Source organism: Streptomyces sp. NRRL S-37, assembly GCF_000721605.1.
GTDB lineage: Bacteria > Actinomycetota > Actinomycetes > Streptomycetales > Streptomycetaceae > Streptomyces.
Genome location: NZ_JOIZ01000003.1, coordinates 166,619 through 181,379 on the forward strand (window position 1 = coordinate 166,619; position 14,761 = coordinate 181,379).

12 protein-coding genes and 1 pseudogene are annotated in these 14,761 nt (G+C 72.7%); 4 read left to right on the plus strand and 9 right to left on the minus strand.

All coding sequences use genetic code 11. The features are described from left to right. Positions 1 to 349 precede the first annotated feature (349 nt). The 5 genes from IH50_RS0104900 to IH50_RS0104920 form a co-directional block, all read right to left on the minus strand. Entirely contained in the window at positions 350 to 1,615 is a 1,266-nt protein-coding gene (locus tag IH50_RS0104900) for an ABC transporter substrate-binding protein (protein WP_030857606.1), read from the minus strand. After that, entirely contained in the window at positions 1,612 to 2,631 is a 1,020-nt protein-coding gene (locus IH50_RS0104905) for a hypothetical protein (protein ID WP_030857608.1), read from the minus strand. The genes IH50_RS0104900 and IH50_RS0104905 overlap by 4 nt, the downstream gene beginning before the upstream one ends. After that, positions 2,628 to 4,034 carry a hypothetical protein gene (locus IH50_RS0104910; RefSeq protein ID WP_234328084.1) on the minus strand — a complete coding sequence of 469 codons (1,407 nt, stop codon included), beginning with the start codon at positions 4,032 to 4,034 and terminating at the stop codon, positions 2,628 to 2,630. Before IH50_RS0104910 ends, IH50_RS0104905 begins: the two co-directional genes overlap by 4 nt. A 61-nt stretch (positions 4,035 to 4,095) precedes the next feature. Continuing rightward, complete coding sequence (locus IH50_RS0104915; RefSeq protein ID WP_030857612.1) at positions 4,096 to 6,402, minus strand: tetratricopeptide repeat protein; 2,307 nt, start codon at positions 6,400 to 6,402, stop codon at positions 4,096 to 4,098. 46 nt (positions 6,403 to 6,448) lie between these two features. Next, positions 6,449 to 7,771 carry a S1 family peptidase gene (locus tag IH50_RS0104920; protein ID WP_030857614.1) on the minus strand — a complete coding sequence of 441 codons (1,323 nt, stop codon included), beginning with the start codon at positions 7,769 to 7,771 and terminating at the stop codon, positions 6,449 to 6,451. Between the two features lie 91 nt (positions 7,772 to 7,862). On the opposite strand from IH50_RS0104920, the gene IH50_RS0104925 reads away from it, so the two are divergent. The 4 genes from IH50_RS0104925 to IH50_RS0104940 all read left to right on the plus strand — a co-directional run bounded on the left by IH50_RS0104925 (position 7,863) and on the right by IH50_RS0104940 (position 10,946). Next, the gene (locus tag IH50_RS0104925) at positions 7,863 to 8,216 is read left to right on the plus strand and encodes a trypco2 family protein (RefSeq protein ID WP_030857616.1); all 354 of its coding nucleotides are present in this window, start codon (positions 7,863 to 7,865) and stop codon (positions 8,214 to 8,216) included. 158 nt (positions 8,217 to 8,374) lie between these two features. After that, on the plus strand, positions 8,375 to 8,773 hold the full coding sequence (locus IH50_RS0104930) for a DUF6281 family protein (RefSeq protein WP_199822044.1): 399 nt from the start codon (positions 8,375 to 8,377) through the stop codon (positions 8,771 to 8,773). A 363-nt stretch (positions 8,774 to 9,136) separates the two neighbouring features. Then, the gene (locus IH50_RS41940; RefSeq protein ID WP_234328085.1) at positions 9,137 to 9,913 is read left to right on the plus strand and encodes a TetR/AcrR family transcriptional regulator; all 777 of its coding nucleotides are present in this window, start codon (positions 9,137 to 9,139) and stop codon (positions 9,911 to 9,913) included. An 85-nt stretch (positions 9,914 to 9,998) separates the two neighbouring features. Continuing rightward, complete coding sequence (locus IH50_RS0104940) at positions 9,999 to 10,946, plus strand: alpha/beta hydrolase family protein (RefSeq protein ID WP_030857623.1); 948 nt, start codon at positions 9,999 to 10,001, stop codon at positions 10,944 to 10,946. Between the two features lie 571 nt (positions 10,947 to 11,517). Here the strand turns inward: IH50_RS0104940 and IH50_RS0104945 are convergent. The 4 genes and pseudogenes from IH50_RS0104945 to IH50_RS41545 all read right to left on the minus strand — a co-directional run bounded on the left by IH50_RS0104945 (position 11,518) and on the right by IH50_RS41545 (position 14,730). Further along, entirely contained in the window at positions 11,518 to 12,057 is a 540-nt protein-coding gene (locus IH50_RS0104945; protein WP_420709009.1) for an ATP-binding protein, read from the minus strand. Positions 12,058 to 12,243: 186 nt separating this feature from the next. Further along, complete coding sequence (locus IH50_RS0104950) at positions 12,244 to 13,239, minus strand: hypothetical protein (RefSeq protein WP_051767172.1); 996 nt, start codon at positions 13,237 to 13,239, stop codon at positions 12,244 to 12,246. A 126-nt stretch (positions 13,240 to 13,365) separates the two neighbouring features. Beyond that, positions 13,366 to 13,752: pseudogene (locus tag IH50_RS37445) on the minus strand (hypothetical protein); the annotation flags it as partial. A gap of 408 nt (positions 13,753 to 14,160) precedes the next feature. Then, the gene (locus IH50_RS41545) at positions 14,161 to 14,730 is read right to left on the minus strand and encodes an RICIN domain-containing protein (RefSeq protein ID WP_030857629.1); all 570 of its coding nucleotides are present in this window, start codon (positions 14,728 to 14,730) and stop codon (positions 14,161 to 14,163) included. Positions 14,731 to 14,761: the final 31 nt, after the last annotated feature.

Consider the following 14,761-nt stretch of genomic DNA (forward strand, 5'->3'; position numbering starts at 1 on the left):
CTCTCGCAAAGAATTCAGTGCAGCGGGTCGTTCATTTATTGGACACCTTTGATTGGTCATGAATTCGCTGGATGATTTTCGCGAGGTCCTTTCCTGTGGTCGAGATCGCTTTATGGTGGAGCCGTGCGGGGCGGCACCGTGCCCTTGCGTCCCGTCGTTCGCGCGGCCCCGTTCCCATGCCCTCCTCGCCGTTCTCGCATGATCGCTCGCTCGACCGGTTCCCTGGAGCCAGGTGTACGGGCCCGGAATTCCGTCCCTCCGCCGACAGCGTGACCCCGGGCCGGTTCCGCCCGGCGGGCACCGGGCGGAACCGGCCGTCGTGCCGCATGCGGGAGGCACCACCCGTCGCTCACCGCGTACTGCACACCCTCTTCGGAGCCGCCCTGCCGCCGGCCCCCGGCGGGGACTGCGCGTCCTGCACCCGCTGTACGTCCTGGAGGAGGCCCGGAACGTCGGGGTCCCGGCCGGCGGCGGCCCGTGCGAGGGTCAGCAGCACGGCCTCGTAGAAGGCGTCCCGCACGGCGGGCGCCATGACGTCCGAGGCGTCCAGGCAGCGGGGCCCCTCCCGGAGCCGCCGGGCGATCTCGCCCTTGACCGCGTCGCCCCGCGGCTTCACCCGGCGGTTCGCCGAGAAGACGCCCGCCCGGTCGGCCCATGCCCGCTGTCCCTCCTCCGACGCCAGCCGTTCGATCAGCTCCTGCGCCTCGGGACGGTCGCTGAACAGCGCCGCGAAGTCGCCGGTCACCTCGTGGGCCCGGACCCGGCCGCCGCCGTCCGGCAGGAGCGGAGCGGAGTCCGTCAGGCGCGCGTGCCGCGCGTCGGACCGGTAGAAGGAGAGCGCGAAGGAACCCTGGTGCTCCAGGGTGCATCCGCGCGGGCCGTCGAACAGCAGTCCGTTGCCGTCCGGGGCGCCGCGGTGGTCGGTGAGCAGGGCCCTCTCGGCCGCGCGCCCGTCCTGCCGCAGCAGACCGTCCCAGGCCTCCCAGGCGGTGCGCACCGCGTCACTGCGCCACCACTTCACCCGGCCCGCGCCCAGCGCCCACTTCTCGTAGACCTCCGGGCCCTCCCGTTGCAGCACGAGGTCCTCGATCCAGTCGGTGCCGGGCCAGCCGGAGGCGCCGTCGTCCCCCATGCCGACGCACCAACTCCTCAACGGGGCAGGGGCGTCACCCGGTTCCTCGCCCTCGCGGTACCAGACGATGCTCTTCAGATCCGCCTTGACCGGTACCCAGTACACATGTCCGGAGGACGAACCGGCCGGCATCCAGGGAGCGCCGTACTCCCGCGGCTCGTAGAACGCGTCCAGCGGCTCCAGAAGGCCGCTCTCGGCGTACTCGGCGAGTTCCCCGAGGCCCGGCATGATCACGATGTCCGGGGGCTCGCCCGACTGCACCTTGGAGAGCAGCACCTCCCGCTGGGCCGCGGTGCCCTGGTAGCGGAAGGGGATGCCGAAATCCCGCAGCACGTCCTCGAACTGCTCCGCCTGCCCGGCCGTCCACGTCCCGAGGATGGTCACCGGCTCCTCGTCGTGCTGCGCCCAGACCACCACCATGCCGCCGGCGGCGACCAGCAGCATGACCATCACGAACACCAGCATCCTGAACCGCCGGGTCACCGTCGCCTCCAGTAGTCCTTGTCGAGCCGCAGACCGAGCCCCAGCGCGGGCAGGACGACGGCCAGCAGGCTCCCGACGAGAGCACCCCGGTACACCGATTCGGTCCACGCGCCGTCGGCCAGCCGCAGCCGGACCTTCTCCGACATCTCCGTGACCCTCTGCTGCGCCTCGTCCGGCGGGCCGTTCCCCCAGGACTCCTCGGTGATCCGCCGCAGGTCCCCGAGCGCCCCGGTGAGATCGTCCTGGGTGGAGTACGCCGTCATCAGCGGGACCACCGCGAGCAGCACGGTGAGGACGAAGGCCGCGAGCAGGTACGGATTCCAGTCACGGCCGCAGCGGTCGCGCAGCACGAACAGCGCCGAGAGGAGGGTCAGCGCCACCGCGGCCAGGGAGAGTTCGGTGATCCACCACCCGGCGCGCTGCCACCACCCCATGGCGGCGGTGGCCTCGGCGTGCTCCAACTGGCTTCGCTGCAGGACCTTCAGACGCGGTGCGACTCCCACCGTGTCGCGGGTGAGCAGCGACTCGGCCTCCCGGAGCCTCAGTTCCCGCATGAGTGGCTGGTCACGGTAGAGGGAGGTGCCGAGGGCGAGGGAGTCGCTGTAGGTGGCGAGCAGACCCTTGACCGTGCCGAGGTCCTGGTCCGTGCGGTCGGCGATCCGGGACAGGCCCTGGTCGGCGGCCGAGAGCTGGGACCGGTAGGCCTCGCCGGAGCCCACGACGCCGATGAGGTTCCTCTCCACCAGGTAGTCGACTTCTTCCTGGGCCCGCAGGGCCGCGAGCCTGCTGGCGGCGAGCCCCTGCACGGCCGGTGCCTCGCGGGACGCCAGCGCCTCGGCGCCGTGCTGGACCTGACGGCTGGAGAGGAACAGGGCGGTCGACGCCACGGCCGTGAGCAGGAACAACACCAGCAGATGCGCCTCCAGCAGCCGGCGGGTCCGCCGGGAGCCCAGACGCCCGCGCCAGAAGGCGGCGGGGGAGTACCGGCGCCGGGAGCCGGCGCGTCCGGCCGTCACAGCAGTCTCTCCCCGCACACGATGCAGTAACGGGCCTCGCTCCCCGCCGGGGCACCGCAGTTGCCGCAGCCCGGCCCCGGCCGGGCGCCGACGGCGTCGGCCAGGGGGCCGCCGGGACGGGACCCGGCGCGCAGGATCATCGGGCCGAGAGTGCCGGCGTCGACGGGGCGCAGCCGGACCCGCCCCTCGGCCGCGTCCTCGATGCGGGCGACCGCGCGGATCTCGTCCAGCACCCAGTCCGTGCCGAACCGCGCCGCCAGCCGGGCGGCCTGCCCCAGACGGTCCTCCGCGGTGTCGCGCCGGTGTTCCCGCAGGGCCACGAGTCCCTGGCGCAGGGCGCTGCGCATCCGGGCGGTGGCGTTGAGGGTGCGCACGCTGTCGGCGCCCGCCGGGGCGTGCGGCGGGGACTGCCCGGGCAGGTGCCAGCGGGCGGTGACGGGCGCGTGGACCTCACCGACGGAGACCATGGCGAACTGCAGTTCGGTCTCCAGCGGGTCGCCGTCGGAGTCGGCGACCAGGGTGAGGAGATAGTCGCGTCCGCCCTGCTCCCACTGGTAGGTCGGGAAGCTCCAGCAGTGCGGCCGGCCGGGCTCGGGCAGTCCGCCGAGGCGGTGCGGCCGGGGCGCCTTCTCGCTGAGCGAGACCTGGCGCACGGAGGGCCGTACCGTCACCTCGATCGGCAGCTGGGGAGTGTGCACCCGGCGCAGCCGCTGGATGGCGTCGGTGATCGCGCGGCCCAGTCCGTCGTCCACGAACTCGGCCGTGCCGTGCAGCCGTTCGGCGAGGGCGAGCAGCGGGTCGGGGGTCCAGTCCGAGCCCACGGCGAACACATCACAGGTGAACCGCCCGGCACAGGCGTCCAGTTCCTCCTCCAGCCGGTGCTCGTCGGTGGCGGCGGCACTGCTGCCGTCGGTGATCAGCACCAGATGGCGTACGGACACCGGCCGGCCGGCGAGCAGGGCGCGCGCCCCGGCCACCCAGGCGGCGTACCCCGCGGGACGCGGCCCCTCCCGGTGCAGCGGGAGCGAACCCGCGACGAAGGCGGCCCGGCGCCTCACGTCCTGGTCGGCGACGGCCCACTCGTCGTCGCCCCGCGGATAGCAGCGGACCGGCTCGGGGCCGCTGCCGAGCACGGCGAAGGAGATCCGGTCGGGCAGGGCGCGCAGCGCCGCCGGCAGGGCGTGCCGGACGGCCGCCCGGTGGGACTCGGCGACGTCCACCGCGATGATCACCGCGAGCTGGACCGCGGGCAGGTCGGTGGGGGCGCCGTGGGCGGCCACGTCGACCCGCAGATGTGCCTCGATCTTCGCACTGCGGTGCGGGCGCGGGTCACCGCCGAGGTCGACGTGGAGCCGGATGCCCGGCTGCGGAGGCCGGGTGGGGCCGCTCATGTCGTACGTCACCGTTCCTTCCTTCACCTTCGTCGCCGGGTGCCGTCCGTCCCGTTCCCGTCGTGCCGTGCGGTCAGAACACGGTCTGCGGCCGTACCGCGTGCATGAGGTCCACCAGGTGTTCGTGGGCGGCGGGCTCCTGGTGGTGTGCCGCCAGCCGCCGGTAGAGCGACTCCAGCCGCTCGCGCGCCTCGCGCTCCGGAGCGCTCAGCCGGCGCAGGGCGCGGGCGGTGAGCCGTCCGGTGCCCCCTCCCGGAGCGCCGGGACGGTCGCTGAGGCTGTGCACCGCGTCCAGTTTCCACTCGTGGAGCTCGGTGCTCAGACGCAGCGCCTCGTCCTCGGACAGGCTCGGCTCCCCGTCGCCCGGCCGCCGGCCCACCAGACCGTGCAGTTCGGCCAGCGCCGCGTCGACCTCGGCGGGCAGGGGCAGCGGATCACCGTCCCCGGGCAGCCGGGCCGCGCGGATGCGCAGGGCGGCGATCCGGGCGACGGTGTGGTCCAGCGTGCCCGGCCCGACCCGGCCGAGCACGTCGATGGCGGTCCGGCGGTCGCGTGCGCGCAGCGCGAGCCGGGCCAGGCCGAGGGCGGCGCCGCCGTGCGCGGGGTTGCGGGCGAACACCGCCTCGTACAGTTCCTTGGCCGTGGGCTCGGCGGTGTCGTCGCCGAGCCACTCCGCACAGTGGGCGAGGGCCAGTTTCGGCGCGTACTCACCAGGCAGTTCGAGGTGGACCTGGGTGAAGTGGTGGCGGGCCTCGGCGACCTGCCTGGGGGCGTCGTCGAGGCCGGCGCTGCACAGCGCGAGCAGGGCGCGGTGCCACTCCAGCCGCCACCGGCGCACGGCGGACGGCCCGGGGACGGAGTCGGCCGTGTCCAGTTCCTCCTGGGCCCGCCGCAGGTCGTCGCGGGTGTTCCGGCCCAGCAGGACACGCACGTTGTGCAGGCGGATCTCCACCGAGCGCGGTTTGTCCTCCTCCTGCTCCAGGAGCCGGCCCGGATCGTAGCCGCTGCTCACCTCGAACCGGGTGGCCTGCGGATCGCCCGGATACGGCCTGGGCACCGGCAGACAGGCGGCGATCTCGGTGGGGGTGGGCGTGCCGAGGTCGAGGACCGGCGCCACGGGCGGCTGGTAACGGTCGCGGCGGGGCCGGTCCAGCCAGTGCCCGATGTCCGGCACCGTGCCGAGCCGGGCGCCGGGCAGTCTGCTGGACGGCCGGAAGTGGTCGGAGGGCTCCGGCGGGTCGCTCTTGCCGCGCAGCGCGCGGATCTCCCGCAGGGCGCCGCGCAGTTGGCCGACCATCTCGCGGGCGTCGGCGAAGCGGCGGCCCGGGTCGGTCCGTACGGCACGGTCGACGACCCGGTCGAAGGAGGCGGTGCCGAGACCGGGCACGCCGGCGACGGCCCAGCGGGCGAGTTCCCGCAGGGTGACGCCGACGGTGTGCAGGTCGTGGGCGACGGTGGGCACGGCCGAGGTCCCGGTCTCGGGCGCCATGTAGTCGGGCGTGACATGGGCGGGCGGCAGGCTCTGTCCCTGCTCGCGCATGCCGCCGAGGTCGATGACCTTGATGCCGTCCCGGTGGTGCACGACGTTGGAGGGCTTCATGTCCCCGTAGACGAAGACCCGTTCGCCGTCGGCGTGCAGATGGACGAAGGCCTCGAGGATCTGGCAGCCGTACGTCGCGACGTGCTCGATGTCGAGGACGGACTCCCCGCGCCGGACCTCCTCGACGACCTTCGCGAGGGTGCCGTCACCGACGTCGTCCATGACGATGTAACCGCCGGTGACCCGGCCGGTGTCGTCCCGGCGGGCGACGAAGTCGCGGATCTGGACGATGCGGGGGTGGCGGATGGCGACGAGGTTGCGGCGTTCGACGTCGGCGAGGCGGGCGCCGTCGTGCTCGTACCGGTTGAGCAGTCCCTTGACGGCGACGACGTCACCGAGATGGGTGTCCTCGGCGAGGTAGACCCAGCCCTGGCCGCCGTGCGCGATGGGCCCCATGACGCGGTACTGGTCGCGCAGCAGGTCGCCCTCGACGAGTTCGGGCCGGTACGAGTAGCGCTCGCCGCACGCCGGACAGAACCCCTCGATCGGCACCGGGCCCTCGGTGTAGGGCGGGGCGAAGGTGATGCCGCAGTCGGCGGACGAGCAGCTCATGCGGATGCGCGGCGGGGCCTCGGGCCGGACGAGGCGTTCCCCGGCGGGGCGCGGCTCGCGTTCGGGGAGCGTGAGGAGTTCGCGGGGGCCGAGTGCGCGGGGGTCCTCCGGCAGGGCGGGCAGTCCGGGGCCGTCCTGCGCGCGACCGCAGACGGCGCAGTAGCCGGTGGGCAGGACGGTGCCGCCGCAGGGGGCCCCGGTGAAACGCCGGTGCGGGCAGGTCGTCATCCTCGCGTGCCTCTCCTTCCCCTCCCGGCCCGGACGGTGCACGGCGTCACCGGTCCCCGCAGCGTCTCAGGTCGGCGCGCAGGGTCCTGATCAGCGCGCGCAGCCGGGTGAGCTGCTGCTGCGGGTCCCGTACGTCGTCGAGCAGGCGGCGGGTGGCGCGGTGCCGGTCGGCGGTCTCGGTCACGGAGCCGAGGGAGGCGCTGTCGACGATGTCGCGGCGTATCGCCCGGCTGAACTCCGCCCGCTGCAGGCGGTCGAGCAGGGTGTCCGCGTGGTGGAGGAGCGCGGGCCGCAGGAGGAGGTCACGGGAGGCGGCCCAGCCGGGCCCGCCCTCGTGGCGGAAGACGAGCAGCAGCCGGAAGCCGAACGTCCGTAACCGGGACAGGATCTCGATGAGGGGTCCCGGCTGCGGCTCCTCGTCGAGCCCGTCGACGAGGACCGTGACCGGCCGTACGGGCGCACGGTCGGCCGCCCGCTCGGGCCGGGCCTTGGCACCGCGCAGCCAGTCCCAGTACGCCAGGTACTCACCGGCCGGGAAGGTCACCTGGTCCAGCGCGTGGTCGATGAGGTCGGGCCTGCTGGCGCCGCCGCGGTGGACGACGTGGGCGCGGTGCGCCAGATGGCGCAGCGAGCGGTCCTTGCCGCTGCCCGGGGGCACCACGGTGATCTTCACCGGGTCCTCGTCCGGGTCGTCGAACCACCGGCCGAGCCGCTCCTCGAAGCCGTGGTCCCAGGCCCCCGGACTGGTCAACTCCTTGATGAGGGGCGAGATTTCCGCGATACGTCCGACGGGGATCAGATATGAGAAGGAGAGCCGGTTGTCCTCGGGCAGGGCCGCGCCGAGGTCTCCGCGCCAGCTGACGACGAGCCCCACCACCCGGGTGGGCCGGTCCTCCTCGGGCCGGGTGCACACGGCGGCGCCGCTGAACCCGGCGCGCACCACCTCCGACCTGGTGACGGCGTCGAGCTGCACCTGTTCACCGCTGACACCGCCGATCCGCCCCCACAGGCTCATGCCGTCGTCGAAGCCCTCCGCGTAACCGGTCGCGTACACCTCCATGCCGCCCCACAGCCCGGTCTCCAGCGGAGCACGGCGCGCCTGCGGTCGGGGACTGTCCAGCCGCAGCACGGCGACGTCCTCACCGCCGGGGCCGTCCGCCAGCCAGCCACCGGGCATGACCCGCGCCGAGACCGGTTCGAGCCCGCCGTTCTCGGCGAACTCCAGCCACATGACGGCGTCCGGCCGGCGCACCACGTGCGCGCAGGTCAGTGCCGTGTCCTGGTCGACGAGCACGCCGGCGCCGCACACGGGACCGTGCGCGTCCTCGCGCCGCAGTCTGAGTCTCCAGTCCGCACGCAGTTCCCCCATGCCGTCTCACATTACGTGCAAAGCGTGGGGTGTCCCTAGACTCGTGAGGAGGGTGGATCGGTCAATCAACCGAAAGCGGGGGTGTGTTGATATGGCGAACGCGGAACCGATCGGACTGGCGGAGGCCATCGGCACGGTGCGCGCGGAGTTGGCGCGGGCCCAGGCGGAAGGCGCGGAGAGCGACTGGCGGTTCCATGTGGAGCAGGTCACCCTGGAGTTCTCGGTGCAGTTCCACCGGGCCGGCGAGGGCGGGGCGGGCCTGCGCCTGGGCGTGGTCGAGGCCCGCCTGGGCGGCGCGGTGAGCCACGACTCCACCCACCGCATCGAGGTGGCCCTCAAACCCCTTCCCCGCCCCGACGGCCGCCACCACGAGGTGAGCCGCGAGGACACCGCTGCTCCCCGCCGGCCGGTCCCGCACGACGGCTCCCTCCTGCGGGACCGGTGACCCGGCCCTGAGGAGGCCGGTGTCCGGTCCGGCACTCACGACCACGACGTCACCCACCAGGCGACCGGCGGCCGCCCGAACGAACACGGCGTCCGCTCCGTCGTTGTTTCCGTAACGTCCGCTGATCCGGAGCCGGGGCTCCGGGAGGAGGTGACCGGGTGGGAACCGTGACGTCGACCGGGCGAAGCGCCCTCGTGGGGATGTGGATGGCGGTGACCGTCGTGATGTCCGCCGGATGCGCGTCGCCGGGCGGCGGTGGGTCCGAGGCGTCCTGCGCGTTCCGGGTCGAGTACGACGGGCGCCTGTACGCGGACGTGTCCCGTGCCGAGTTCACGACCGGCGGGAAGCTGGGACCGGCCGTCCTCCCGCCGTGCGACGACTCACCGGGCGACGGGGACGGTCAGGCGCCACCGGAATCGACGACCGCCTACGCGGTCGAAGGGGTGGACCCCGCCGTCGCCATCGCGGTGGACGACGCACCCGACGGAGTCCTCTTCGTCGTCGACTCCGGCGACGACCTCCCTCCCGAGGTCAAGAAGCTGATCAGGGACTCCTAGCACCCGGGTGACGGGCCGTCGCCTTCCCGGCCGGCTCCGGGCCGGAGGCGTCAGAGCCGTACGCCGGAGCGGCGGCGGCCGAGGAGGAGGCGCACTCGATGTCCCGGGTCACCACGCCGGCGTGCCCTGGGTCCGGCCGGGCGCGGCCGGGGCGTCCGCGGTGCGCCGTCCGCCCGGAACCGGCGCGCGTGGCGGCCGGGCCCCGACCACTCCTCGGCGGTCACGACCGCCCCCTCACGCGGCGCGCACTCGTACGTCCCGTTCCCGCCGAACTCGGTGAGCAGGTACCCGCGCGCCTTCGCGCCGTCCGGGGAGAGCGTGATGCCTGCGGCCTCGACCTCATGTAGCGTTGATAAAGACAGCTTGAGCATTCTGGGCAATTCTGTGTATCATCGCTACATGGCGAAGGAAGCTTCATCGGCCCGGCGAACCCGCGCGCTGATCATCGACGCAGCCGCCGATCTTCTGGCGGCTTCGGCCGGCGGGGAGTTCTCGACCCGCGAGGTGTGCGTCGCGGCAGGCGTCGCGGCGCCGACCCTGTACCACCACTTCGGCGACAAGGACGGACTGCTGCGAGAGGTGGCGGCGGACAGGTTCAGCCGCTACCTGGCCCGCAAGCAGGCCCTGGAGACGACCGGGGATCCGGTCGAGGACTTTCTTCGCGGCTGGGACATGCACGTGGAGTTCGGGGTGACCAACCCCGCGCTCTACACCATCATGTACGGCCGCCCGATGGACGGCCGTACAGCCCCGGCGGACCACGCCCACGCCGTTCTCGTGACGATGATGCGCGACCTGGAGAGGGCCGGACGGCTGCGCGTGCCGGCCGGGACGGCCGCGGACGTGGTGGCCTCGGCCGCGGTAGGGGTCACCCTGCATCTGATCCGCACCCGCGCGGCGGCCGACGACCACCTGTCGGCCCTCGTGCGTGACGCCGTCACCGCGGCCGTCATCAGCCCGCCGGCTGTCCCCGGAGCGCCTCCGGTGACGCCGCGGCTCGTGCGAGCCGCCGCGCAACTGGAAGCGGAGATGCCCCATGGTCCCGTCGGCACGCTCCGTGCCTCGGAAACCGCGCTGCTGCGCGAATGGCTGGCCCAACTGTCCGTGCTCGGCCGCGCGGCAGGCGGCGACCCGTCCTGACGGGGCTCTCCGGAGCGACCGGCCGCACAACCGGCGGGTTCCCCCGGCCTGCGGGCTCGACATGCTCGACATGAAGGAGGAGCACATGAGCACCACCCACCAGGAACAGGCCCTTGGCGAAGAGGAGATCCAGGGCATCTTGGACGGCATCGCGCAAGGCTTCGGCCACCCCATGCGCTCGCCGATCCTCAAGACCCCGGGCGACTACGGCCTGGCCTACCAGGAGGTGTTCTTTCCCTCCATGGACGGTGTGCCGCTGGAAGCCTGGTACATCCCCTGCGACGGATCGGACAAGCTGATCATCGCCAACCACCCCCTGTGGTTCAACCGCTACGGCCTCCCCGCCCACCTGGAGCCCTGGAAGTCGATCGGGGCGAGCACCGGCAACGACTTCGAGGTCGACTTCGTGCCCGACTACCGCATCCTGCACGAGGCCGGATACAACGTCCTCACGTACGACATGCGCAACCTCGGCCACAGCGGAACCGGCAACGGCGGCATCGGCAGCGGTGGCCGCTTCGAAGCCCGCGACGTCGTCGGCTCCCTGCAGTACGTACGCGCCCGCGAAGACCTCAAGGACATGACCATCGGCCTGTTCAGCCGTTGCCAGGGCTCGAACGCGACCATGTTCGCCATGCAGATGTACCCCGAGCACTTCGAGGGCGTGCGCTGCGTCGTCTCCCCGCAGCCGCTGTCGGTCGGCGTCACCATGCAGCGCACTCTGGAGAGGCTGGGGCTGCCCGAGCGCATCGCCGAGCTGGAGGAGAAGGTCCGCCTGATCGTCGGCTTCCCCTTCTCCGAGATGTCGCCGGTCGAGGCCGCCAGGAGCGTCACCGTCCCCACCCTCCTCTACCAGGTCCACGACGACCTGTTGACTCGCCCCGACGACGTCCAGGCGATGTTCGACAACATCCCGATCGAGGACAAGAAACTCGTCTGGGTCCACGGAACCACCGCCCGCTGGGACGGCTACCTGCACTTCCAGCGCGAGCCCGAGGAAATGCTGGACTGGTTCGCCACCCACATGAAGTAGCCCCCGGCCCGCGACGGCCGCACCCCGCAGTGGGGTGCGGCCGGGTGTGCGCCCTTGGAGTCGGTCGACCGAGGGCCTGGGGGCCGCGGATGAGGGGTGGCGAAGGATTTCGTCGAGGGGGTGGCGTCGAGGGGCCCCCGGAAGCACCGCAAGCCGGATGGCCTGAGCCAGTGACGTACGCGCCCGGGGGCGAGGAAGCGTGAGAGGGCTTCGCGCCCCTCGCGAGGAAAGCGGAACCGGTGGGCCCCGGTGGCGCGGGGCCGGCCCCCAGGGACGACTGTCCTGGCGGTCGCCTGCGTGTTCCACGGCGAGGACGCCGGCCGCACCGAGAAGTAGGCGCCGGCGGTCACGCTGGGCGGGGACTGCTTCCCGGTCCTGGACCTGTGGGGCGGCCGGCTGACACCCGTGGGCGCTCACTCGTCCCAAGTTCTGCCGCCCCGCGGTAGCGGATGAAGGTGCGGGCGATGCTCGTGAAAGCGAGGAAGCCCGCCGCCCGGGGAGACGGTCAGGGAGGCGAAGGCCCGGACGCAGCCGACGGCGGCCGGCCGCTGGGTCCTGATCCTGCGGGCCATCACCGTGCGGCTTTTGCCGCTCGTCCGGGTGACTGGTGCACTGCCGGCGTATGCCTTGAGTCCGGAGGAGGCTGCACGGGGCTTTCCTCGACCGGCGCCGTCACGCCTCGGCCGGTGTCGAACAGCTCGGCCCGGACGGTCTTGCCGCTGGGCGGGTAGGGGACGCAGTCCCAGTGGTCGGCGAGGGTGGTGACGAGGGTCAGGCCGCGTCCGCCGGTGGGGAGGGGGTCGGGTGCGGTGGTCGTGGGGCGGGGGTGCGGGCGGAGGTCGCCGCGGGCGTCGCTGACCTCGACGCGGAGGCGGCGGGCGGACGGGTCGAGGACGAGGGTGAGCCAGAAGCAGCGGCCGTGCAGGACGGCGTTGGCGGCGAGCTCCGCGACGACGAGTTCGGCGCGTTCCGTGAGGTCGTGGGAGGCGCCCCGGGAGCGCAGTTCGGTCACCGCGAGGAGCCGGGCGAGACGGGCGCCGCGCCGGGTGGACGACAGCAGCTGCGTGAAGGTGTGAACGGGCGCGCCGACGTGAGGTGTTGCGTGGTTCATGGCGCCAGGGTGGCGGCCGGACGCGGGCGGGGGCGAGCGCCGCGCCCCGTATGCGGGGTGACCGTACGGAGGCGGAGAGGAGTCGGCGCGCTTCCGGAACGGGCATTCACGAGGCGTTGGGATCGGGCCGTGGACCGAGCGGGCCGCACCCCGGGGTGGGGTGCGGCCGGGTGTGCGCCCTTGGTGTCAGTCGGCCGAGGGCCTGGGGTCCGTCATCCCTTGGCCGGGGACTGCGGTGTGCTCCGGGTTCTGGGCGGGGGCGGGGACGCGGTTCGTGGAGGAGGGGGCGGCGAAGACCTCGTCGAGGGTGGTGGCGTCGATGGCGCGGTCGAACCAGAGATCCAGGAGCGGCATGTCCGTGCAGGTGGTGACGTGCTGTCGGGTCTCTTCCGTCAGCGAGAAGCCGCGGCGCTCCATCAGGCGCAGCAACTGCTCGGCCTTTCCGGCCACGCGTCCTTCTTCGCGTCCTTCTTCCTGTCCGGCGAGGCGGGCGTCGCCCACGATGGTGCCTCGCCTGGGGGTGAAGAGGGTTTCCATCAGGTTCCTCCAGATTTTCCGGGCGTGTTCGCTGCCCAAGCCGTCCTCGATCAGTCCCGCCAGGTCGTCCCGCGCTTCGCGGTCCGCGTCCTGGGCCAAGGCCTCGCCCATGACCGTCAGTATGCCCTCGATGTCCGGGTCGTTGCTGTGGATCCACAGGCAGAACGCGGCGAAGTCCAGGTCGGCCGAGGCGTCCTGGATCCGGCTCACACGCGGAACGTTGGCCGGGCCCAGCACGTGAGGCGCCGTCACCTGGGTGGGCCGCCCCAGACCGGTGTGCAGGGGTCTGGCCGCCCACGCCGCCGTCGCCGTGTCCACGCACAGGACCAGCAGGACGACCTCGAGTTTGTACCGGTCACGCAAGTACGCGACGTAGTACGGCCAGGAGGTCTCCTTCTTCGGCTCGATGCCGGTCTGCGCCTCGACCAGCAGGATGAACGGATCACGCCCGTCGGGACGGACCACCCGCAGCACGGAGTCCATCTGCCGGGCGAACATCTTCGGGGCGCCGGACGCGTCCGTCGGAAGGGTTTCGGTGGTGACACCGGGCGGGATTCCGAGGTCCAGGAGGTCCAGCGCACGGTTCAGCGCTTTCGGACGTCCCGGCAGGAAGCCGTGCAGGGTGTCGTGACTGACGTTGGGCATGAGGTGAAACTATGCGTGAAGCAAGAACATTCGTTGGCTTTTGAGGTGTGATCACCCGTTTGACGGAACCTTCTGAGGTTGACGCCGAGGCGCGCGGTCGGGGCGGGGGCGAGTGCCGGGCCTGCTCTACGCGCAGGGGCAGGGCAGTTCGGGGAGCGCGCGGTTGGGGGAGCAGGTGACCACGGCCAGGGAGAGGTACGAGGGGCGTTCGAGGTAGCAGCCGTACGACACGTCGGCGCCCGAGCCCAGGCGCTCGGCGGCGGCGTCCACCAGCCGGGCCAGGCGCGCGGTGTCCCGGTCGTCCTCCGCCGCGAACCGGGGCGCGTACTCGGCCGGGCGCTCACCGAGCCAGGCCGCCGCCTCCTTCGCCTCCCCCCAGGTGCCCCGCACCAGTGAGCGGGGCTTGACGAGCCAGTACGCCGTCTCCAGGGGCGGCAGGTCCGACGTGCGGAACTCTGCGGCCACCTGGCGGTAGCGCTCGACCGGTTCCGGCCTGCCGTCGGCTGGTGGAGGTTGTGTCGGCTATTGCTTCCTGGCGGAGTTGCCGGTGATCGACGCCGGGGCAACCATCACGAAGTCCCCGGCGACCGCTCTGCCGACTCCGCGAAGGTGCTGGGAGCGATCACGGGACTGAACCGTCTGGCCCCTGGTCGGGGAGAGCCTGCGGGCCGCTCCGGGTGCGATCGTGGCCGTGGGGCCGGACTGGCGGGCCGACCGGTCCGCGATCACGGAGCGCACGACTCGGCGCGGGGGTCTCGCGCACCACCTGCCGGTCGGACGCCGGCTTCCGCCGGCAGCGGGGGCGCGGTCGCGGCCTCGGTCTTTACGGCCTGGGGGCCTCCACGGCCGTCGCAAGGGCCGTGGAGGGCCGTTTCGCTTCAGGGCGGCGAAGCGCGCGACGGGGCCGGCGCCGCGCGCCGCTCAGGGGATGTGGGGGAAGTTGTTGAGCTGTCGGAGGTTCCAGCTCTGGTTCCCCGTGTTCCACTCGTCGTCCCTGGAGATGCAGTCCCACTGCTGCAAGGGGGCCTGCTGGCCGGGCGTGCCGGACGGGGCCGCCGCGTCCAGGCACCTGCCAGTGGCCCGGTTCTTCAGGAGCATGGTCGTGGGGAAGCACTGTCCCGTGCAGCTCGGCCGCGCCCAGGCGGTGGTCCATTCGGCCGGCGCGTAACCAGCGTCGCAGTAGGGGTACTGGATGACGCGAGTGCCGTTCTCGTAGTACCCCGAACGCCAGTCGAGCATGAGGCATTGGCCGGAGTGCCGGGCCTTGATCCGGAAGTAGCCGTTTCCGCTGTCGAGCAGCTCGTACTCCTGGGAGGCGCTGGCGTTGTCCGGCCACAGGAAGACGCCGGTGTACGGATCGGCCGACGCCCACATGACGTCAGCGCGCAGCCCGGTCCGGGAGTTCACGAGCTCGTAGCGGGTGGGTTCCGCCGCGTGAGCGGGCGTAGGCGCGAGCGCCGCGAAGACGGCGAACGCCAAGGCCGCTGCCATGGCCGCCGGAGTGAGTCGAGAGCGTCTGCGC